We start from the raw sequence: 20,281 nt of genomic DNA, 5'->3' as shown, positions 1-20,281 counted from the left end.
CGAATGATTTAGTTAAGAATAGGGATAATGTACTTGAAACATGTGGAATAAAGTAATATAATTAATCCATAATTGAATACTATTAAGCCTCTAACTAAAATGTAGAGGTGATGTTTTTAGAGGGGTGGAATATATGAACTTATTACAAAAGACTTTAGATATTATCAGACCAGCGGATAAAGAAGCTATAAAAAAGGCATGGGAAAGGATGGATAATCTTTCTAAGCCTATAGGCAGTTTAGGTAAGCTAGAGGAAATTGCGGTAAAAATGTCAGGAATAACGGGAAAAGTAAAGAACAGAATAAATAAGAAAAATACTATAATAATGGCTGCTGATAATGGAGTTTGGGAAGAGGGGGTTAGTGCCTGCCCACAGGAGTTAACAGCTATAATTACTAACAATTATACAAAAGGAATAACAGGTATAGGAGTTTTATCTGATTATGCAAAAGCTGATATCTGCGTAATAGATGTGGGAGTTAAAGCAGAATTTAATAATCCCAATATAATAAATAAAAAAATAGCTTATGGCACTAAAAATATAGCAAAAGGTCCTGCTATGACAAGGGAAGAAGCTATTAAAGCTATTGAAATCGGCATTGAAGCTGTGGATAATCTTGTTAAAGAAGGTTATGATTTATTTGGTACTGGTGAAGCTGGTATGTGTAATACCGCAACTAGTGCTGCAGTTATAAGTGTGCTTTCAGGAATGGATTCTGATATTGTTGCTGGAAAGGGTTCTGGTCTTACAGAAGAAGGATTTGCAAATAAGAAAGCAGTAATTAAGAGGGCAATAGAAATTAACGACCCTGATAAAAAAGATCCTATTGATGTATTAACTAAGGTAGGTGGATTTGATATAGCGGGATTGTGTGGATGTTTCCTAGGAGCTGCCAAGAACAGAGTTCCTATAGTTATAGATGGAATAATTGCTTGTGCCGCTGCTCTTTGTGCATTTAGATTAAATCCCAATGTAAAAGATTTTATGTTTCCATCCCATTTATCAGCAGAACCAGGATCTGAATATGTGATGAATGAAATAGGATTAAGACCAGGGTTAAATATGGATATGAGATTAGGAGAAGGTACTGGCTGCCCTCTAGAATTTTGCATAATTGAGTCAGCTCTATGTGTCATGAATAATATGGCCACTTTAGAGGAAGCAAGTATACATAACAGTGAGTTCTTTGTAGATATAAGAGAAAAGTAGTTTATTCACTATAAAAGGTGCCAATGCTCCCCAAAAGGTGCATTGACTTTTTCATTAAATTAAAAAAAGGTATTGACAAGTTTTATGATTTTCATTATAATTAATATTGTCTTAATGTTAAATCTATGGGCGCATAGCTCAGCTGGGAGAGCATCTGCCTTACAAGCAGAGGGTCACAGGTTCGAGCCCTGTTGTGCCCACCATAGATTAGGCTGGATAGCTCAGTCGGTAGAGCAGAGGACTGAAAATCCTCGTGTCCCTGGTTCAATTCCTGGTCCAGCCACCAGACGCGGGAGTGGCTCAGTGGTAGAGCGTCACCTTGCCAAGGTGAACGTCGCGAGTTCGAATCTCGTCTTCCGCTCCATATATATGGCGCTATAGCCAAGTGGTAAGGCAAAGGTCTGCAACACCTCTACCCCCAGTTCAAATCTGGGTGGCGCCTCCAATAAAAAATCAGCACTAAGTAGTGCTGATTTTTTTAGTTGACAATTGACAGTCTTTTTAAAGAATAAATAAGAATGAACTGCTCCATGTCAAATAGACAGATGAAAAATATGAAAATAATATGTGATAACTGTAAAAGGGAATTTGAAACAAGCAGAGATACACATCCATCAATATTATTAAGTGCCAAATCATAATTATATGAGTAGCAACTCTTAAAAACACCAAAATTCATCAAAATTTGGCATTTATCTTTATAAATTCTTGTTAAAATAACTTATAAAGATAACATATTAGATTTTTCAAGTTAGTTTCGTAAATCTCCTACTTTTAGACTTTGACTTTCTTTGACCATTGATTTATTATATAAGTATAAATTAAATAAGAGTTAGGAGGAGTTAAAAATGTTTGAGATGATACCTTTTAGTAGAAATAATTTAAATAGAAAAGAGGATTTCTTTTCACCATTTTGGAATAATTTCTTCGATGATGATTTCTTTCCAACAATGCACAACTTACAGGGAAACATTAGGGTGGATTTAAAAGAAACAGATGAAAACTATGTAGTGGAAGCAGACCTTCCCGGAATTAAAAAAGACGATATAAATATAGAGTTTAATAACAATTATCTAGTAATCAGTGCAAAGCGTGATGATTCCGCAGAAGATAAAAATGAAAATTATGTTACACGAGAAAGACACTATGGAGAGTTTAAGAGAAGTTTCTATACAGATAATGTAGATGAAAGCAAAATAGATGCTTCATTTAACGATGGTGTTTTAAAGATTATTCTTCCAAAATTAAATAAAGGCAAGGATGAAAAGAAAAAAATTGATATCCATTAGAAATATAACTAAAGCATATTAAATTGAATGGGGCTGTGGTACTAAGGAATTGTAGTATTATTCTTAATGCCACAGCCCCGGAATTTTATTTTGAAATTTTTCGTAATGTCAATGGAGAAAAATTAACCATAATTGTCAATTGTCAACTTTCAACTCTCAACTTTAAAGATGCTTCCCCTGTCTATCAGCTTTCCATCAGATAAGAATATAGGTTCTACATCATGCTTATGTAAAAAATTCATAACTTCTTTCCCGTAAGCGTAATATTTTAAATCACCATAAAAAGCAATCTTATTTTCTTCTATCATGCCACAACAGCCGCCAATAAAGCCATAATCTAAACCTGGCAGTATAATATCACCTGGTGGAAGCAGCAGCACATCTACATTTTCTTTTTCCATAACAGAAGCTATTATTTTATCACTGGTGATAAGGGCAGTATCTTTTACTATGGCTGTAGAGCACTTAGTATATCCTTGTTTAACATTTATAATTTTCTTATTGTGAATTTTATCTAATAAAACTGTATCTGTATATTTTATATAATGTATAAAAAAGTTTTTTAAATTAACTGCATTTAGAATTATATCATAGGGATATTTATAGATTAGTGAAGAAGAAGATAGTAGTACATTAATACCTAAAGATCTTAATGTATTAATAAAGTTTATATCCATATCCCTATGGACTACAATATTTTTATCATCAATTATATGCATCAGCATATCTGGATGGCCACAAACAGCTTCATAAAGAGAAGAGTTAGGAGGACATTTTAATATTTTATATCCTAGTTTTAATAAATTTGTTTCTTCTTCATTGGTAATTCTATAATCTACAAAAATGTATTTCATATTATTAATTTTTACGCTCCTTCAATAGTTTAATTACATTTTATAGTATTATATTATGTTTATCAAATGACTGATATCTTCATAAGCATAGAATATTATTGTGCTGTCGATATTTGAATAAATTATTATGAATATACCTTTGAATAAAACGCATACTATTGTAGAAGGGAGTGAGGCCAATGGAATCATTTCAACTTGTATATGAGGAAGATTTGGAAGAAATAATTGAAGGTATAAAGGATTTAAAGAATTTCTTTAAAATGAAGAAAATAGAAGCTGGTATTTCAGAGAGCATAAATAAAAGTACTCACTTCATTAAAATATCCTTTCCAGATGAGAAATTAAGTAGAAAAAATTTAAATATGTTTAATATATATATAGCTAACATATTATATAAAGCATTAATAGAGGAGTTCTCACGCAAATATATTATAGAATTTATTACAGATACTTATTTTTTTCTAGATGGAGATGAAATTGATGAAGTAAAGAAAAGAAGTATAGAAATATTGAATAATGATAGCCATATTATTGAGGATTCAAACATATATTACATGAACAGAAAAAATGAAATAATAGAAAAGATAGTTGAATGTATAGAAGAAAATAAAGAAATAAATATAAAGGGCTTTTTAACTTTTAGAATGAAAGAGTTAAAAAATGAATTGCAAAATATAATAGATAAAATTGTGGAGGATTATTTAATAGAAAAAGAATATAATGAATTTATAAAATTACTTAAATATTTTGTGGATATACAAGATAGTAAAATAGATGAAGTGAATATCATTATAGATAAAGGCGGAAATTATATAATTCAAGATGGAAGCGGCGATGATTTAATGGATAGATTATTTAATGAGTTTTTAGGAAATAAATTTACTGGCACTGTAAATATGGAGGATATGCTTATTAGTGGTCTTATTACTTATTGCCCAAATAAAATAATTATACATTGTGCTAATAATTGTCATAACACGGAATTTATAAATACAATAAAAAATGTATTCTTACAGAGAGTAGAGTTCTGCGATAAATGTAAAATATGTAATAAGATTAAGGAAAAAAACCATAATTAATGCAAGTTATCTATATTTAATATTGACATTATAAAAACTAAAGAATATAATAATAAAAAAAGATGGAAAAAGGCTGTGAAAAGGAAGAGTAAGCAATAAACATATTAAAAGAGATGAAGATCCAAGGGCTGAAAGATTTTCTTAATAGAATTTGTTGAAAACCACCTTTGAGCTATGTGCTGAAATCTTAGTAAGCATAGTCGTTACCTGCGTTAAAGGGCTAAAGATGATGATAGCATTATTGGTATTTTATTTATGCTACTATCAATTTGGGTGGAACCACGGTATTTAAATCGTCCCAGTTTGGGAGGATTTTTTTTGTTTTTTGTTTATTATTAGTTGATTATTAATTGAAAACTTTTTTATGGATAAGGAGGAATAGCAATGATTAAAGTAACATTAAAAGATGGTAAGATAATGGAATTTGAAAAGGGAACAAAAATTAGTGATATAGCTATGAAGATCAGTCCTGCTCTTTACAAAAAAGCATTAGGTGCTAAATTAAATGGTAAAGATGCAGAATTAATGACAGAAGTCAATGAAGATTGTTCTTTAGAAATATTGACTTTTGAAGATGAAGGTGGAAAATGGACACTTAGGCATACAGCTTCTCATATATTGGCTCAGGCTGTAAAAAGAGTATATCCAAATGTAAAGTTAGCCATAGGTCCTGCAATAGATACAGGATTTTACTATGATTTTGATGCAGATTTTACTTTTACACCTGAAATGTTAGAAACTTTAGAAAAAGAAGTAGGAAAAATAATTAAAGAAGATCTTAAGTTAGAAAGATTTGAATTACCAAGAGAAGAAGCCGTTAAATTTATGCAAGAAAAAAATGAACCATATAAGGTAGAACTTATAGAAGATCTTCCAAAGGATGCTATAATATCCTTCTACAAGCAAGGAGATTTTGTAGATCTTTGTGCAGGTCCTCATGTACCATCTACAGGAAAAGTTAAGGCTATTAAATTATTATCTGTAGCTGGAGCATACTGGAGAGGCGACGAAAAAAATAAAATGCTTCAAAGAATATATGGTACAGCTTTTACTAAGAAAAGCGAATTAGATGCATATTTAAATATGTTAGAAGAAGCCAAAAAGAGAGATCATAGAAAGTTAGGAAAAGAACTTGATTTATTTAGTATCCATGAAGAAGGACCAGGATTTCCATTCTTCCATCCAAAGGGAATGGTAGTTAGAAATGAACTTGAAGGATTCTGGAGAGAAAAACACACAGAAGCAGGATATGATGAAATAAGAACTCCTATAATATTAAATGAAGCATTATGGCATCAATCAGGACATTGGGATCACTACAAAGAAAATATGTATTTTACAAAGATAGATGGAGAAGATTATGCAATAAAACCTATGAACTGTCCAGGTTCTATATTGGTATATAAGAGTTCATTACATTCATATAGAGAATTTCCATTAAGATTAGCTGAATTAGGGCTTGTTCATAGACATGAGCTTTCAGGAGCATTACATGGTCTTATGAGAGTTAGATGTTTTACTCAAGATGATGCTCATATATTTATGACAAAAGATCAAATAAAAGATGAGATATTAAATGTTATTAAATTAATAGATGATTTCTATAAGACATTTGGATTTGAATATTTTGTTGAACTTTCCACAAGACCAGAAGATTCTATGGGAAGTGATGAAGATTGGGAAGCAGCAACTAATGGATTAAAAGAAGCTTTAGATGCAGCTAAACTTCCTTATAAAATAAATGAGGGGGATGGAGCTTTCTATGGCCCTAAGATAGACTTCCACTTAAAGGATTGTATAGGAAGAACATGGCAATGTGGTACTATACAGCTTGATTTCCAGATGCCGGAAAGATTTGATTTAACATATGTAGGTCCAGACGGAGAAAAGCATAGACCTGTTATGGTACACAGAGTTGTATTTGGAAGTATAGAAAGATTTATAGGAATACTTATAGAACAATTTGCAGGGGCATTCCCAACATGGTTAGCACCTGTACAAGTAAGGGTTATGAATATAACAGATGCTCAAAAGGATTATGTAGCAGCAATAGCTAAGACATTAAAATCAAAGAAAATAAGAGTTGAGATAGATGATAGAAATGAAAAGATTGGATATAAGATAAGAGAAGCTCAACTCCAAAAAATTCCTTATATGATTATTGTAGGGGATAAAGAAATGAACGAAAATAAAATATCTCTTAGAACTAGAAAAGGTGGAGATCTAGGTGCAATGAGCTTAGATGAATTCATTTCAAAGATAACCGAAGAAATAGAAAATAGGGTTATTGAGTAAAAAATTAATTAAAAAATGTTGACAATATTATATTAACATAGTAAAATATAATCTGTTAAGAAGAAACCAGCCGTTTCTCACCTTACAGCAATGCTAGTAAGGCTGTGTATTTAAGTACACATAGTATGTTGTATATTAGGAACGGCTTTGCCGTTCTTTTTTTATGTAATATATTTTTAAATCCACCTAGGAGGTGAATATTATTAGTAAGGATTTCCTTGTAAATGAAGAGATTAGGGAAAAAGAGATAAGGGTTATAACAAGCGATGGTGAGCAATTAGGTATAATATCATCAACTGATGCCCTAAAAATTGCAGAAGAGAGAGAATTAGATTTAGTTATGATAGCTCCTACTGCGAAACCGCCTGTTTGTAAAATAATGAACTTTGGTAAATTCATATATGAACAATCCAAAAAGGACAAAGAGGCTAAGAAAAAACAGAAGATCACCAATTTAAAGGAAGTAAGATTAAGTCCAACAATAGAGGAACATGATATCGAAATAAAAGCTAATAATGCAAAAAAATTCTTATTAGCTGAAGATAAGGTAAAGGTTACAATAAGATTTAGAGGAAGAGAAGCTGATTATTCCTTTATTGGGAAGAAAATACTTGATTTATTTCTTATAAAAGTTGGAGATATATGTGTTATAGAAAAACCAGCAAGATTAGAAGGTAAAAATATGACAATGGTTTTAGCTCCTAAAAGAGCATAATCATTAGGAGGAGGAATACACTATGCCAAAAATGAAAACACATAGAGGTGCTGCTAAAAGGTTTAAAGTTACTGGAACTGGTAAATTAAAAAGAGCAAAGGCTTTTAAGAGCCACATATTAACAAAGAAAAGCACTAAAACTAAGAGAAATCTTAGAAAAACTGGATATGTAGCTGGATGTCAAGAAAAAACAATGAAGAACTTATTACCATACCTATAATTTAGGGCTTAAAGGAGGTTTATTAAATGGCAAGAGTTAAGGGAGCGATGAATGCTCGTAAATATCATAAAAAAGTGTTAAAGCTTGCAAAAGGCTATTATGGTGGAAAAAGCAGGTTATTTAAGACAGCAAATGAATCAGTTGTAAGAGCATTAAGAAATGCATATACTGGAAGAAAATTAAAGAAAAGAGATTTTAGAAAGTTATGGATAGCTAGAATTAATGCAGCTACAAGAATCAACGGACTTTCATATTCAAGATTTATGAATGGTATAAAACTTGCTGGAATAGATATAAATAGAAAAATGCTTTCAGAAATAGCTATAAATGATCCAAAAGCTTTTTCTGAGTTAGTACAAATAGCAAAAGCGCAAATTAATGCTTAAAAAAATGCAGCGATAGAGCTGCATTTTTTAACTTATATCACCTTTTAATACACATTATTTTATATTACTAAGGTTTGTTGACAACATGTTTTTAAGTGATATAATTATCCATAATGTTCATAGCTTAATAATAATTTACGGGGTGCATATAATGAAAATAAAAATAGTAAAAGACTTTAAACTTACTCCTGTTCAAATTCTAGCAATTGGTTTTGCTATTGTAATAGTAACAGGAGCTATTCTTTTAAATCTTCCTGTAGCGTCCCAGACAGGAGAAAGAACTCCTTTTATAGATTGTTTTTTTGTTTCTACTTCAGCAACCTGTGTAACGGGTTTAATTACAGTAGATACTGGAACCCATTGGAGTTATTTTGGCAAGACAGTTATAATGTGCTTAATTGAAATAGGCGGACTAGGATTTATGTCTTTTGCCACATTAATAGCTTTAGTATTGGGAAAGAGGATTACTCTTAAAGAAAGGCTTGTAATGCAGGAAGCATTAAATTCTTTTTCTTTGCAGGGACTTGTAAAGATGGCTAAATATGTATTGATGTTTACTTTTTCAGTACAAATTGCAGGGGCAGCATTACTAGCCACCCAATTTATTCCCCAGTTTGGATTGGCTAAGGGATTATATTATAGTATATTTCATTCTGTATCTGCTTTCTGTAATGCAGGATTTGATCTTTTTGGAAACTTTCAGAGTTTAACAGCCTATGCAAATAATACAGTAGTAATATTGACCATCTCAGCTTTGATAATCATAGGTGGGCTTGGTTTTTATGTATGGCAGGAGATATACAATTTTAAGGGATTAAAAAAATTATCATTACATTCAAAATTAGCTCTTTCTGTTACGGCTATTTTAATAGTTGTAGGAGCAATTTTAATGTTCGTTTTTGAATATAATAATCCTGCTACTATAGAAAATATGTCTTTTAAAGGGAAAATATTATCTTCTATTTTTGCTTCAGTAAGCCCAAGAACTGCTGGATTTAATTCTGTTTCGACTTCAGATATGACTACTGCTGGAAGATTTTTAACTATAATATTAATGTTTATAGGAGGATCTTCTGGTTCTACTGCAGGAGGTATAAAAGTTACTACTGCAGGATTACTGTTTATGACAGTGTTATCCATTGTTAAAGGAAGAGAAGATACTGAAATATTTAAAAAGAGAATTCCTAAGGACACAATTTATAAATCTTTAGCTATAACTGTTATAGGACTAGGATTGGTAATCCTTGTCACTATGGTACTTTCTATAACAGAAAAAGGAGCTTCCTTGGAATATCTTTTATATGAAGCTACTTCAGCTTTTGGTACAGTCGGATTAACCTTAGGGCTAACCACTAAATTAACGGCTATTGGAAAATTAGTTATTGCCTTTACTATGTATGCAGGAAGAGTAGGTCCTTTAACATTAGCATTGGCATTATCAAGAAAGAAAACTTCAAATACAATAAAATATCCAGAGGATAAAGTATTAGTTGGTTAAGGAGTGTTTATCATGGCTAAAAAACAATTTGTAGTTATAGGTTTAGGTAGATTTGGAACGTCTGTTGCTAAAACTTTATATGCCTTAGGCAATGATGTTTTAGCAATAGATTCTAATGAAGATATGGTGCAAGATATTTCAGACAGTGTAACTCATTCAGTGCAAGCAGATGCCACTGATGAAAATAGTCTTAGATCTTTAGGAATACGAAATTTTGATGTAGCAGTTGTTACTATAGGTTCAGAGTTGCAGGCTAGTGTTATGGTAACATTATTGGTTAAAGAACTAGGAGTAAAATATATAATCGCTAAGGCAAATAATGAATTACATGCAAAAGTATTGTATAAAATAGGGGCAGATAGGGTAGTACTTCCAGAAAGAGATATGGGAGTGAGAGTAGCTCATAATCTAGTATCTTCAAATATACTTGATTATATTGAATTATCTCCAGATTATAGCATTGCTGAAATTGTAAGCCCTAAAGAATGGCATGGCAGAAATTTAAAAGATTTAAGTATGAGAGCAAACTATGGAATAAACGTAGTAGCTATTAAAAAGGATAATGATATAAATGTTTCTCCATCTGCTGAGGATATTATTGAGCCAGATGATATTGTAGTTGCTATAGGTGGAACAGAAGAATTAAGCAGGCTAGAAAACTTAATATCCAAATAAAGGTGGAATAGGCTTGGATACCATTGTTAGTAAAGATAATTCTATTATAAAAGAAGTTAAGAAGCTTAAAGAAAGAAAATATAGACGAGAAGAAAATAAATTCTTGGTTGAAGGGTTTAGATTTGTAAGTGAAGCTTTGGATTCAGATTTTAATGTACTACAAATATTTTTATGTGACAATTCTTTAGATAAATACAAAAGTTTTCATATTAATGACAGAGTTAAAAGGGATACAAAGGTATATTTACTAAAGGAAAATGTATTTAAAACTATAAGTAGTACAGATACCCCCCAAGGCATTATAGCTGTAGTAGATAATAAAAGTTTAAAAATAAGTGACATTAATGGATTTTATGTTTTAGTTGATAAAATACAGGATCCAGGAAATATGGGCACCATCATAAGAACTGCCCACGCTGCAGGGGCCTTAGGCATAATAACTACTAAGGGAACTGTAGATATTTATAATGAAAAGACATTAAGAGCTACCATGGGATCAATATTTCATGTACCTATATTAGAAGATAATAATTTTGAAATAGTTAATAGCCTAATTAATAAGGGCTTTAAAATATTAGCCAGCTCATTACAATCAGATAAAAATTTTTATCAGCTGCCTTTGAGGCATAGTAAAGTAATCATATGCATAGGAAATGAAGGAAATGGAATAAGTGATGAAATATATAGTATAGCCCATGAAACATTCAAAATACCTATGCCAGGTGGAGCAGAATCACTAAATGCAGGAGTGGCAGCATCTATTGTAATGTTTGAAGTAGTTAGGCAAAACTTAAAATAACATTGACAATTTTATTATTAATATGTAGAATTTAAAATTAAAGAGATAAAAATTGCATAGTTATAAACTATGAGGAAGAAAGTAGATATAAGGGTTATTTTAGGAAGAAAAGGTCATAGACTGCAAGCCTTTTTATTAATCTTGTATTGAAGTTCACTTCTGAGTTCTAATTGCGAAATAGTAGTAGCAGTTAGCGGTGGATAACCGATATATTATGGAGATGGACGCAATTTATGCGTCAATCAGGGTGGTACCGCGGATATAAAGTTCGTCCCTATGTGGATGGACTTTTTTTGTTTAATAAAATATATTGAAAGGAGCTCTAAGTTATGAAAGAAAACTTGGAAAAGATTAAGGAAAATGCCATAAATGAATTAAAAACAGTTATGGATAAAAATGAATTAGAAAATATTAGAGTTAAGTATTTAGGAAAAAAGGGAGAGTTAACCCAAATATTAAGGGGGATGGGAGCATTAAGCCCTGAAGAAAGACCTGTAATAGGAAAGTTAGCTAATGAAGTAAGAAGTAGCATTGAGGAATTAATAGAAGAAACTTCTAAGCAAATGAAGGAAAAAGAAAAATCTACAAGATTTAACAGTGAAACTATTGATATATCAATGCCAGGAAGAAAGCAAACTTTAGGTAGAAGACATCCTTTAGATTTAACATTGGAGAGTATGAAGGAAATATTCATATCTATGGGATTTACAATTGAAGAAGGTCCAGAAGTAGAATTAGATTATTATAATTTCGAGGCATTAAATATACCTAAGAATCACCCAGCAAGAGGAGAGCAGGATACATTTTACATAAATGATAATATAGTTTTAAGAACACAAACTTCACCTATACAAGTAAGAACTATGGAAAAACAAAAGCCGCCAATAAAGATGATATCCCCAGGAAAAGTTTATCGTTCTGATGCAGTAGATGCTACTCATTCTCCTATATTTTATCAGATGGAAGGTTTGGTAGTAGATAAAGGAATAACTTTTGCAGATTTAAAAGGAACTTTAGAATTATTTGCAAAGAAAATGTTTGGGGATAAAGTAAAAACTAAATTTAGACCACATCATTTTCCATTTACTGAACCATCAGCTGAAATGGATGCCACTTGCTTTGTATGTAATGGAGAAGGCTGCAAAGTGTGTAAAGGAAGCGGCTGGATAGAACTATTAGGATGTGGAATGGTTCATCCTCAGGTGTTAAGAAACTGTGGAATTGATCCAGAAGTTTACAGTGGATTTGCATTCGGTTTTGGTGTGGATAGAATGGTTATGCTTAAGTATGGTATAGATGATATAAGATTACTTTACGAAAGTGATATGAGATTTTTAAATCAATTTTAAAATTTCAGAATGGAGGAATAGGAAATGAAAGTCCCAGTTAAATGGTTAAAGGATTATATTAATATAGATATTTCAGCTCAGGAATTAGGCGATAGATTAACATTGTCAGGCTCAAAGGTTGAAGAAGTAATATCTTCAGGGGATGAAATTAGCAATGTAGTTACAGGAAAGATATTAGAAATAAAGCCTCATACAAATGCAGAGAAACTAGTTGTATGTCAGATAAATGTTGGAAAAGAGGAGCCTATTCAAATAGTAACTGGTGCTAACAACATGAAAGAAGGAGACATAGTACCAGTAGCTCTTCATGGATCAACTTTACCTGGGGGAGTAAAAATAAAAAAAGGAAAATTAAGAGGCATAGTTTCAAATGGTATGATGTGCTCAGAAGAAGAGCTTGGTATTGCTGGAGAGGAAGAAGTACATGGATTAATGATACTTTCACAAGATACTCCTATAGGTAAGGACATAAAGGAAGTATTAGGACTAGACAATTCAGTTATTGATTTTGAAATAACCTCAAATAGGCCGGACTGCTTAAGTATAATTGGAATAGCTAGAGAAACTGCTGCAACATTAGAAAAAAAATATAATATGCCTAGTCTAGATTATAAATGTTCCTGTGAAGATAAAATAACTGATAATCTAAAGGTGGAAGTAAGAGATAATCTTTGCAGAAGATATGCTGCTAGGGGAATTAAAAATGTTAAAATAGCTCCTTCACCAGCATGGATGCAGGAAAGATTATTGGAAGCAGGTGTAAGACCTATAAATAACATAGTTGATATAACTAATTTTGTAATGCTTGAGCTAGGTCAGCCAATGCACGCTTTTGATGCTAGAGAAATAACTTCTAATACTATAGTTGTAGAAAGAGCAAAAAATGGAGAAAAGTTTACTACATTAGATGAAGTAGAAAGAGATCTAACAGATGATATGCTATGTATAAAAGATGGAGAAAGAACTGTAGCTTTAGCAGGAATAATGGGTGGATTAAATTCAGAGGTTAAAGATGACACTACCAGTATAATATTTGAATTTGCTAATTTTGATGGAACAAATATAAGAGTATCTTCTAAAGAATTAGGCTTAAGAACAGAAGCTTCTTCTAGATTTGAAAAAGATTTAGATCCAAATTTAATTCAAATAGCCATGGATAGAGCATGTAATTTAATTAATGAACTAGAAGCAGGAGATATAATGGAAGGTACTATTGACATCTATCCTAAAAAGCTTGAAGAACATACCTTAGGAGTAGATTCAAGATGGGTAAATAAATTTTTAGGTACAAATATTTCTAAGGAAGATATGAAAGAATATCTTAATAGATTAGAATTGAGAACAGAAATAAATGAAGACATTTTAACTATTACAGTACCTACATTTAGATGTGATATAAATATTAAAGAAGATGTAGCAGAAGAAATAGCAAGAATATATGGATACAATAATGTGCCTGTTACTATAGCAAACAGTGCTGGTGAAAAAGGCGGAAAAAATAGAAAGCAGCATTTAGATGATAGAGTTATAGAAGCTTTAATAGGGAGTGGATTAAATCAATCAATTAGTTATTCATTTGTCAGTCCAAAGGTCTTTGATGAAATACTTTTACCTAAGGATAGTCCTTTGAGAAAAGCAGTTAAAATAAAGAATCCTCTTGGAGAAGATTATAGCATAATGAGAACTACTACTTTACCTTCAATGATGGAAGCCTTAGCTAGAAACTATTCAAGAAATAATGAAGAAGCTAGATTGTTTGAGATAGGAAAGATTTATTTGCCAGGAGAAGATGAATTTAAGCTTCCGGAGGAAAGAAATATTATAACTATAGGTTTATATGGAAATGTAGACTATTTAGATCTAAAGGGAATAGTTGAAAATATAGTAGAACACTTAGGAGTATTTGGAGCCAGATTTACTCGTGAAAATGAAAATCCTACTTTTCATCCAGGAAAAACTGCTAAGTTATATATAAAGAAAGATTTAGCAGGAACTTTAGGAGAAATCCATCCTGATGTAGCTGACAATTATGGTGTGGATGAAAGATGTTATATTGCAGAATTAAATTTAGACCTATTATATAGTCATTCAAATTTAAATAAAATGTATAAAGCTTTACCAAAATTTCCTGCTGTATTTAGAGATATTGCTATGTTAGTAGATGACAATGTATTGGTTCAAGATATAGAAGATATAATAATTAAACAAGGGGGAAAGATGGTAGAAAAAGTTAAGCTATTTGATGTTTATAAAGGAAAACAGATACCAGAAGGTAAAAAGAGCATTGCATATTCCATATTATATAGACTTGAAAACAAAACACTAACAGACGAAGAAGTTAATAAGGTGCATGACAAGATAGTTAGAACTTTAGAAAATAAGGTGGGAGCACAGCTCAGATAAATTAATATTTTAACTATTTGTAATTTGTGTTAGAATATATATTAAAGATGAATTTATCTGAGAGGGTGTTTACATGAACATAGTAACTGTTAGGATAAATGGGGTAGAGTATAACCTAAAAGGAAATGAAAAAGAAGAATATTTACATAAAGTGGCTAGTTATGTAGATAAAAAAGTAAAAAATATAATGGATAATAATAGTAAACTAAGTACTTCTTCAACTGCCATTTTAACTGCTATAAATGCTGTGGATGATATGTTGAAAAAGGAAGAAGAAATCCAACAGCTTTTAGATAAAATTAAGAATATGGAAGAAAAAGAGAAAGACTTCATTAGTGAATTGGAAAAGTTAAACAACAGGATTAATGAATTAGAAGGCTATAATGAAGTACTTAAAAGTAATACACAGGCTAATAAATTCGAAGAAGCATTAAAAGAAAAAGAAATAGAAGTTGAAACTGTAAAAAAGGAACGAGATATGTTACAGCAAACCTGTAAGGAGCATTTAGAGGAAAATAATATATTAAAGTCTAAATGTAAAGAATTTAAATTTCAGGTTCAATCTTCAAAGTATAAGATAATGGATTTACAACACAAGCTTATAGAAACACAAGTTCAGCTGGTTAAAGAAAAAAAGCGGAACAATCCTATGTTAAATTTTGAAACAATTGAAAAAAAATCATAAAACTATGGGTGTATATTTAAAATATACACCCATAGTTTTATATAAAAGTAGCTGCTTTATACATAAGAAAATAAAATATTTAATATACATCTAATAATTATTAATAATTCGCAGTTAACTAGGAGGAATTTATGATATATGTAGATAATGCATCTGCAAGTTATCCTAAGCCTGAAGAAGTTTATGAAGAAGCATTAAATTGTATGAAGCACTATGATGTATATCCAAGAGATAATTCTAATTCCATGGCTTTAAAATCCTTTAATAAGTTATGGGAAACACGAAAAGTTTTATGTGATTCTTTCAATATAAAGAATCCATGTAGGATGATTTTTACTAAAAATGCTACGGAAGGGATTAATATAGCCATTAAGGGATTATTAAAACCAGAAGATCATGTTATAACTACAATAATTGAGCATAATTCCGTATTAAGACCCCTAAATAGGATGAGTAAAAAGGGAGTAGGGGTTACCTTGCTTGGAGTAGATGAGTATGGTCAATTAAACATAGACAACTTGAAGAAAGAGATAAGGAAGAATACAAAGCTTATAATAATAAACCATGTATCTGGCGTTTTAGGTACAATACAATATATTAATTCCATAGGGAAAATTGCCAGGGACAGCGGCATAATTTTTATGGTGGATGCCTCAGAAAGTGCGGGGAACATAGCTATTGATGTGGAAAAAGATAATATAGATTTATTAGTATTTTCGGGAGAAAAGTGGCTATTAGGTTCCCAGGGAGTAGGAGGCCTATATATAAATGATGAATTGCCTATGGATAGTTTTATGGAAGGAAGTACTGCCAGTGAAGACAATTGTATTAGTCATCCGGGTTATTTACCTGATAAATATGAAAGTGGAACTTTAAATATTTCAGCTATTGCCTCCTTGTGTGAGGGAGTGAAATTTATTAAAAAGGTTGGAAGAAGAAATATACAGAAGTATACGGAAGGTCTTATGGAATATCTATTAGCTGAATTAAAGAAATTATCTTATGTGAAAATATATGGGTATCCATCTGTTGAGAACAGAACTGCTATTCTATCGTTTAATATTGAAAATATAGATAGCTACACTGTAGGACAGCTGCTTATGGAAAAGAATATAATTGCAAGTACTGGATATCACTCTTCACCGCTAATACATGTTATGTTAGGCACCAGTAAGCATGGAACTGTGAGAATAAGCCCAGGGTATTTTAATACCTATAATCACATGGAAGAAATAATAAAAAGTATTATTGATATAAATAGGGGGATATATTTATGAAGGTTTTGTTCTGCATTAGAGGAGACTATTATAGAAACTTTGCTGGTGATTCTATGCAGGTTATAAAAACAGCTGATTATTTAAGAAAGATTGGGGTTACTGTAGACATAAATAATGGATATATAAATGATTATTCAGATTATGATATAGTTCATTTATTTAATCTTACTACCATGGGAGAAACTTATAAATATTATAAAAATGCTAGAAAATATAAAAAAACCATTGTAATTTCGCCATTGTATTGGAATTTGAAGAAATACCTTAATTATGAAAAGGATTACGATGGCATTAAACTATGGGATAAATGTAAATCCTATAGATATGAGATATTAAAGGGATGTAAAATGATATACACTAATAGTAATATGGAGGGAGAATTACTAAAAAGAGAATTTAAAAGGCATTTTCCCTATACTGTTATATATAGCGGGGTAGAAGTTGAAAATGATGATGTACCTCTTTATAATTTTAAAGAAAGATATAAATTGGATAACTATATATTATGTGTAGGAAAGATTTGCAAAATAAAAAATCAATTAACCTTAGCAGAGATATGCAAAGATCTAGCATTAGAACTTGTACTTATAGGGAATATAACTGACAAAGAATATTATAATAGCTGTACTAAACTTCCTAATGTTACCTATTTAGGATTTATGGATAGTTACAATATTTATAATGCTTATAGATTTACCAAAGTACATGTACTTCCTTCTTTCATTGAAACTCCAGGATTGTCATCCTTAGAAGCAGCAGCTAGTGGCTGTAATATTATATCCACTGAAGAAGGAAGTGCAAAGGAGTATTTTAAGGATATGGCAATTTATTGTAATCCCTATGATAAATATAGTATAGGAAAAGGTATAAAGATGGCCATAAAAAAAGCTAAAGATCACAATTTAAAAAACTATGTTCTTAATAATTATAGTTGGGAAAAGTCTACAATGGAATTGTATAACAGCTACAAAGGGCTCATAACAGTTGACGGTTGACAATTGACAGTGGATAGTTAAGGAGAATTTTTGCCTATGGCAAAAATTCTTTTCATTATCTGTACTTTGTACTCTGTACTCTGAAAAAAGTGCGTAGCGCTTTTTTATAGCTTTAGGTAAAAAAAGTTTTAAATGCAAATAATATATTGTATAATAAACTTTAGGATTTAATTAGGAGAGATGCAAATGAAAAAAGTAGAATTACTAGCTCCAGCAGGAAGTATGGAAAGTTTATATGCAGCAGTACAGGCTGGAGCAGATGCGGTATATTTAGGAGGAAATAAATTTTCTGCCAGAGCCTATGCTTCAAATTTTGATGATGAAAATATGGAAAAAGCGGTGGAATATTGCCATATTTATGGAGTAAAAGTTTATGTAACATTAAATACTCTTTTAAAAGAAATGGAAATAGAAGAAGCATTACAGTATGCTAAATTTTTATATAAAGCAGGAGTAGATGGTTTGATAATTCAGGATACAGGATTGGCTTGCCTTTTAAGAGAACAGGTTCCAGACCTTGAACTTCACGCATCAACTCAGATGACTGTACATAATATAGAAGGGGCTAAATTATTGAAAGAATTAGGATTTAAAAGAATAGTTCTTTCTAGGGAATTATCTTTGGAAGAAATAAAGAACATATCCAAAGAATTAGGAGTAGAGACAGAAATATTTATTCATGGAGCACTATGTATATGCTACTCTGGGCAGTGTCTTATGAGCAGTATTATAGGTGGAAGGAGTGGAAATAGGGGAAGGTGTGCTCAACCTTGCAGGTTACCCTATACCCTTTTGGATAAAACCTATGACAAAGAATATAATGGTTACCTTTTAAGCCCTAAGGATATAAGCACTTTACAAGACATTAAAGGTATAATTTTAAGTGGTGCTGCTTCACTAAAAATAGAAGGACGTATGAAAAGACCAGAATATGTGGCTGGGGTAGTAGAAATATATAGAAAAGCTATTGATAGCTTACAGGGTAAAAATGAAAATAATAAATTTGACCATGAGAAAGAAAATAAAAAACTTCTCCAGCTATTTAATAGAGAAGGCTTTTCTAAGGCTTATCTCTATGGAAATGTGGGAAAAGATATGATGGCATATTCTTTTCCTAAAAATACAGGGGTATTTCTTGGTAAGGTAAGTAAGAATTTAACAATAAACTTAGAAGAAGGGATAAATATAAAAGATGGAGTGAGGAATAAAGAAAAAGGTTTTACACTATCTAAAATAATTAAAAATAATAAAGAAGTAGAGAAGGCTTTTAAGGGGGATAGAGTTAAGCTTTATCCTGCAAACTATAATTCAGGTGATGAATTATTTAAAACTTCAGATGTAAGTTTATTAAAAGAATATGAAAAATATTATATGAATCCCTATGATAAAAAAATTGATTTATCTATAGAAATTAAATTTAAAGTAGATTCTCCTTTCACAATTAAGACAAATATCCATGGGAAGGATATAGTTATAGAAGGGGACATAGTTCAAAAAGCTATAAAAAAACCTTTAGAAAAAAGTAAGATAGAAGAAAACCTAAATAAAACAGGAGATACCCCTTTCAGATTTGAAAGTATAATGTTTAGTGAATATGAAGAAGGTTTCTTGCCTGTATCTTCTATAAATCATGTAAGAAGAAGATTTCTATTAAAGGTACAGGAAGAGATTTTAAGTAAATGGAATAGGAAAATAGAAGCTGTTTCAAAAGAAGAAGAATATAAAAACTTAAGAATAAAAGAAAATATACCAGAATGTTTAGTCTATGTCACTACAAAAGAACAATTGAAGGCGGTTGTTGATTCCAACATAGTAGATATTGCATTTAATCCATTTATGAGAAAAAATGAAATCTCTATTGAGGATTTAAGAGATAAAAATTTAAATATGTATTTAAAAATACCTAATATTATAAAACAGGAATTTGAAACCATAAAGAGTTTTATACAGGATAATATAAAGTATATTGATGGAATAGTTACTGCTAATCTAGGTATTATAAATGAATTTAAAGAAAAGATCAATATTATAGGTGATTATAAATTAAATGTATTTAATAGTTATTCAATGAATTTTTATGAGAATATATTAAATGGAAGCTGTTTAAGTGTAGAATTAAATAAAAAGGAAATAGAAAATGTATTAAAAAATTATAAAAGCAATGTTCAGAACTTAGTCTATGGGAGAATAGAACTTATGGTAAGTGAATATTGTCCTATTGGAAGTAGTTTTGGGGGTAAGTGCAAAGGCAAGGATTGTAATGGATATTGTAAAAATAGAGAATTTCAATTGATTGATAGGATGGGAGAAAGGTTTCCCGTAGTAACAGATAGATTTTGTAGAAGCTATATATATAATTCTGTGCCTTTAAATCTTATACCTAATATAAAAGAATTAGAAAGCTTGGGTGTAAGTTCCTTTAGACTAGATTTTATAGATGAGGATTATGATAATACTTCTGATATACTAAAGGCTTTTATTCAGAAAAGCTTCACTAAAAATTTTAGTGGTTTTACTAGGGGACATTATAAAAGAGGAGTAGAGTAACTTAA

At 30.7% G+C, this 20,281-nt stretch carries 17 protein-coding genes, 4 tRNA genes and 3 other annotated features; of the genes, 20 read left to right on the top strand and 1 reads right to left on the bottom strand.

Features of this window, described 5'->3' with window-relative positions; genetic code table 11:
- Positions 1-133 precede the first annotated feature (133 nt).
- The 6 genes from cobT (at position 134) to hsp18 (ending at position 2,499) form a co-directional block, all read left to right on the top strand.
- Positions 134-1,210, top strand: a complete 1,077-nt coding sequence (cobT, locus tag CLLI_RS13875) for a nicotinate-nucleotide--dimethylbenzimidazole phosphoribosyltransferase (protein WP_106064786.1) — start codon at positions 134-136, stop codon at positions 1,208-1,210.
- 127 nt (positions 1,211-1,337) lie between these two features.
- Positions 1,338-1,413 (top strand) — tRNA-Val (locus CLLI_RS13870).
- 7 nt (positions 1,414-1,420) lie between these two features.
- Positions 1,421-1,496 (top strand) — tRNA-Phe (locus tag CLLI_RS13865).
- A 3-nt stretch (positions 1,497-1,499) separates the two neighbouring features.
- Positions 1,500-1,574 (top strand) — tRNA-Gly (locus CLLI_RS13860).
- Between the two features lie 7 nt (positions 1,575-1,581).
- A tRNA-Cys gene (locus CLLI_RS13855) sits at positions 1,582-1,655 on the top strand.
- A 403-nt stretch (positions 1,656-2,058) separates the two neighbouring features.
- The gene (hsp18, locus tag CLLI_RS13850) at positions 2,059-2,499 is read left to right on the top strand and encodes a heat shock protein Hsp18 (protein ID WP_106063590.1); all 441 of its coding nucleotides are present in this window, start codon (positions 2,059-2,061) and stop codon (positions 2,497-2,499) included.
- Between the two features lie 149 nt (positions 2,500-2,648).
- On the opposite strand, the gene CLLI_RS13845 is transcribed toward hsp18, so the two are convergent.
- Positions 2,649-3,353 carry a DUF6873 family GME fold protein gene (locus tag CLLI_RS13845; RefSeq protein WP_106064785.1) on the bottom strand — a complete coding sequence of 235 codons (705 nt, stop codon included), beginning with the start codon at positions 3,351-3,353 and terminating at the stop codon, positions 2,649-2,651.
- Positions 3,354-3,532: 179 nt separating this feature from the next.
- Between CLLI_RS13845 and ytxC the strand changes: the two genes are divergently transcribed.
- The 14 genes from ytxC to CLLI_RS13775 all read left to right on the top strand — a co-directional run bounded on the left by ytxC (position 3,533) and on the right by CLLI_RS13775 (position 20,276).
- Entirely contained in the window at positions 3,533-4,432 is a 900-nt protein-coding gene (gene ytxC / locus CLLI_RS13840) for a putative sporulation protein YtxC (protein WP_106064784.1), read from the top strand.
- A gap of 66 nt (positions 4,433-4,498) precedes the next feature.
- Positions 4,499-4,736: a binding site (T-box leader), on the top strand.
- Positions 4,737-4,816: 80 nt separating this feature from the next.
- Positions 4,817-6,727: a threonine--tRNA ligase gene (gene thrS, locus CLLI_RS13835; RefSeq protein WP_106064783.1), complete on the top strand. Its 1,911-nt coding sequence runs from the start codon at positions 4,817-4,819 to the stop codon at positions 6,725-6,727.
- A gap of 51 nt (positions 6,728-6,778) precedes the next feature.
- Positions 6,779-6,895: a sequence feature (ribosomal protein L20 leader region), on the top strand.
- Positions 6,896-6,920: 25 nt separating this feature from the next.
- Positions 6,921-7,442: a translation initiation factor IF-3 gene (gene infC, locus CLLI_RS13830; protein WP_106064782.1), complete on the top strand. Its 522-nt coding sequence runs from the start codon at positions 6,921-6,923 to the stop codon at positions 7,440-7,442.
- 22 nt (positions 7,443-7,464) lie between these two features.
- On the top strand, positions 7,465-7,662 hold the full coding sequence (gene rpmI / locus CLLI_RS13825) for a 50S ribosomal protein L35 (RefSeq protein WP_106064781.1): 198 nt from the start codon (positions 7,465-7,467) through the stop codon (positions 7,660-7,662).
- Between the two features lie 26 nt (positions 7,663-7,688).
- Positions 7,689-8,048, top strand: coding sequence for a 50S ribosomal protein L20 (gene rplT / locus CLLI_RS13820; RefSeq protein WP_106064780.1), 360 nt, complete (start codon positions 7,689-7,691; stop codon positions 8,046-8,048).
- Positions 8,049-8,199: 151 nt separating this feature from the next.
- On the top strand, positions 8,200-9,546 hold the full coding sequence (locus CLLI_RS13815) for a TrkH family potassium uptake protein (protein ID WP_106064779.1): 1,347 nt from the start codon (positions 8,200-8,202) through the stop codon (positions 9,544-9,546).
- Between the two features lie 12 nt (positions 9,547-9,558).
- Entirely contained in the window at positions 9,559-10,221 is a 663-nt protein-coding gene (locus tag CLLI_RS13810) for a potassium channel family protein (RefSeq protein WP_106064778.1), read from the top strand.
- Positions 10,222-10,234: 13 nt separating this feature from the next.
- The gene (locus tag CLLI_RS13805; RefSeq protein WP_106064777.1) at positions 10,235-11,020 is read left to right on the top strand and encodes a TrmH family RNA methyltransferase; all 786 of its coding nucleotides are present in this window, start codon (positions 10,235-10,237) and stop codon (positions 11,018-11,020) included.
- A 60-nt stretch (positions 11,021-11,080) separates the two neighbouring features.
- Positions 11,081-11,299, top strand: a binding site (T-box leader).
- Between the two features lie 50 nt (positions 11,300-11,349).
- A complete protein-coding gene (gene pheS / locus CLLI_RS13800; protein WP_106064776.1) occupies positions 11,350-12,369 on the top strand; it encodes a phenylalanine--tRNA ligase subunit alpha in 1,020 nt (339 codons plus the stop codon).
- 24 nt (positions 12,370-12,393) lie between these two features.
- Positions 12,394-14,772, top strand: coding sequence for a phenylalanine--tRNA ligase subunit beta (gene pheT, locus CLLI_RS13795; protein ID WP_106064775.1), 2,379 nt, complete (start codon positions 12,394-12,396; stop codon positions 14,770-14,772).
- 73 nt (positions 14,773-14,845) lie between these two features.
- The gene (locus tag CLLI_RS13790) at positions 14,846-15,457 is read left to right on the top strand and encodes a cell division protein ZapA (RefSeq protein ID WP_106064774.1); all 612 of its coding nucleotides are present in this window, start codon (positions 14,846-14,848) and stop codon (positions 15,455-15,457) included.
- Positions 15,458-15,588: 131 nt separating this feature from the next.
- Entirely contained in the window at positions 15,589-16,734 is a 1,146-nt protein-coding gene (locus CLLI_RS13785) for an aminotransferase class V-fold PLP-dependent enzyme (RefSeq protein WP_106064773.1), read from the top strand.
- Entirely contained in the window at positions 16,731-17,729 is a 999-nt protein-coding gene (locus CLLI_RS13780; protein ID WP_106064772.1) for a glycosyltransferase family 4 protein, read from the top strand. The genes CLLI_RS13785 and CLLI_RS13780 overlap by 4 nt, the downstream gene beginning before the upstream one ends.
- A gap of 186 nt (positions 17,730-17,915) precedes the next feature.
- The gene (locus CLLI_RS13775) at positions 17,916-20,276 is read left to right on the top strand and encodes a U32 family peptidase (RefSeq protein WP_106064771.1); all 2,361 of its coding nucleotides are present in this window, start codon (positions 17,916-17,918) and stop codon (positions 20,274-20,276) included.
- The last annotated feature ends 5 nt before the right edge of the window (positions 20,277-20,281 follow it).

The sequence above is a fragment of the Clostridium liquoris genome, assembly GCF_002995785.1.
In the GTDB taxonomy this organism is placed as follows: domain Bacteria; phylum Bacillota; class Clostridia; order Clostridiales; family Clostridiaceae; genus Clostridium_AO; species Clostridium_AO liquoris.
This window is presented reverse-complemented; position numbering and strand designations above follow the sequence as displayed.

What these genes read in the sequence shown, in the direction of transcription:
- pheT (WP_106064775.1), top strand. Translation starts at nt 12,394, where the DNA reads ATGAAAGTCCCAGTTAAATGGTTAAAGGATTATATTAATATAGATATT.
- pheS (WP_106064776.1), top strand. Translation starts at nt 11,350, where the DNA reads ATGAAAGAAAACTTGGAAAAGATTAAGGAAAATGCCATAAATGAATTA.
- CLLI_RS13785 (WP_106064773.1), top strand. Translation starts at nt 15,589, where the DNA reads ATGATATATGTAGATAATGCATCTGCAAGTTATCCTAAGCCTGAAGAA.
- rplT (WP_106064780.1), top strand. Translation starts at nt 7,689, where the DNA reads ATGGCAAGAGTTAAGGGAGCGATGAATGCTCGTAAATATCATAAAAAA.
- CLLI_RS13790 (WP_106064774.1), top strand. Translation starts at nt 14,846, where the DNA reads ATGAACATAGTAACTGTTAGGATAAATGGGGTAGAGTATAACCTAAAA.
- rpmI (WP_106064781.1), top strand. Translation starts at nt 7,465, where the DNA reads ATGCCAAAAATGAAAACACATAGAGGTGCTGCTAAAAGGTTTAAAGTT.
- cobT (WP_106064786.1), top strand. Translation starts at nt 134, where the DNA reads ATGAACTTATTACAAAAGACTTTAGATATTATCAGACCAGCGGATAAA.
- CLLI_RS13815 (WP_106064779.1), top strand. Translation starts at nt 8,200, where the DNA reads ATGAAAATAAAAATAGTAAAAGACTTTAAACTTACTCCTGTTCAAATT.
- hsp18 (WP_106063590.1), top strand. Translation starts at nt 2,059, where the DNA reads ATGTTTGAGATGATACCTTTTAGTAGAAATAATTTAAATAGAAAAGAG.
- CLLI_RS13845 (WP_106064785.1), bottom strand. Translation starts at nt 3,353, where the DNA reads ATGAAATACATTTTTGTAGATTATAGAATTACCAATGAAGAAGAAACA.
- thrS (WP_106064783.1), top strand. Translation starts at nt 4,817, where the DNA reads ATGATTAAAGTAACATTAAAAGATGGTAAGATAATGGAATTTGAAAAG.
- CLLI_RS13780 (WP_106064772.1), top strand. Translation starts at nt 16,731, where the DNA reads ATGAAGGTTTTGTTCTGCATTAGAGGAGACTATTATAGAAACTTTGCT.
- ytxC (WP_106064784.1), top strand. Translation starts at nt 3,533, where the DNA reads ATGGAATCATTTCAACTTGTATATGAGGAAGATTTGGAAGAAATAATT.
- CLLI_RS13775 (WP_106064771.1), top strand. Translation starts at nt 17,916, where the DNA reads ATGAAAAAAGTAGAATTACTAGCTCCAGCAGGAAGTATGGAAAGTTTA.
- CLLI_RS13810 (WP_106064778.1), top strand. Translation starts at nt 9,559, where the DNA reads ATGGCTAAAAAACAATTTGTAGTTATAGGTTTAGGTAGATTTGGAACG.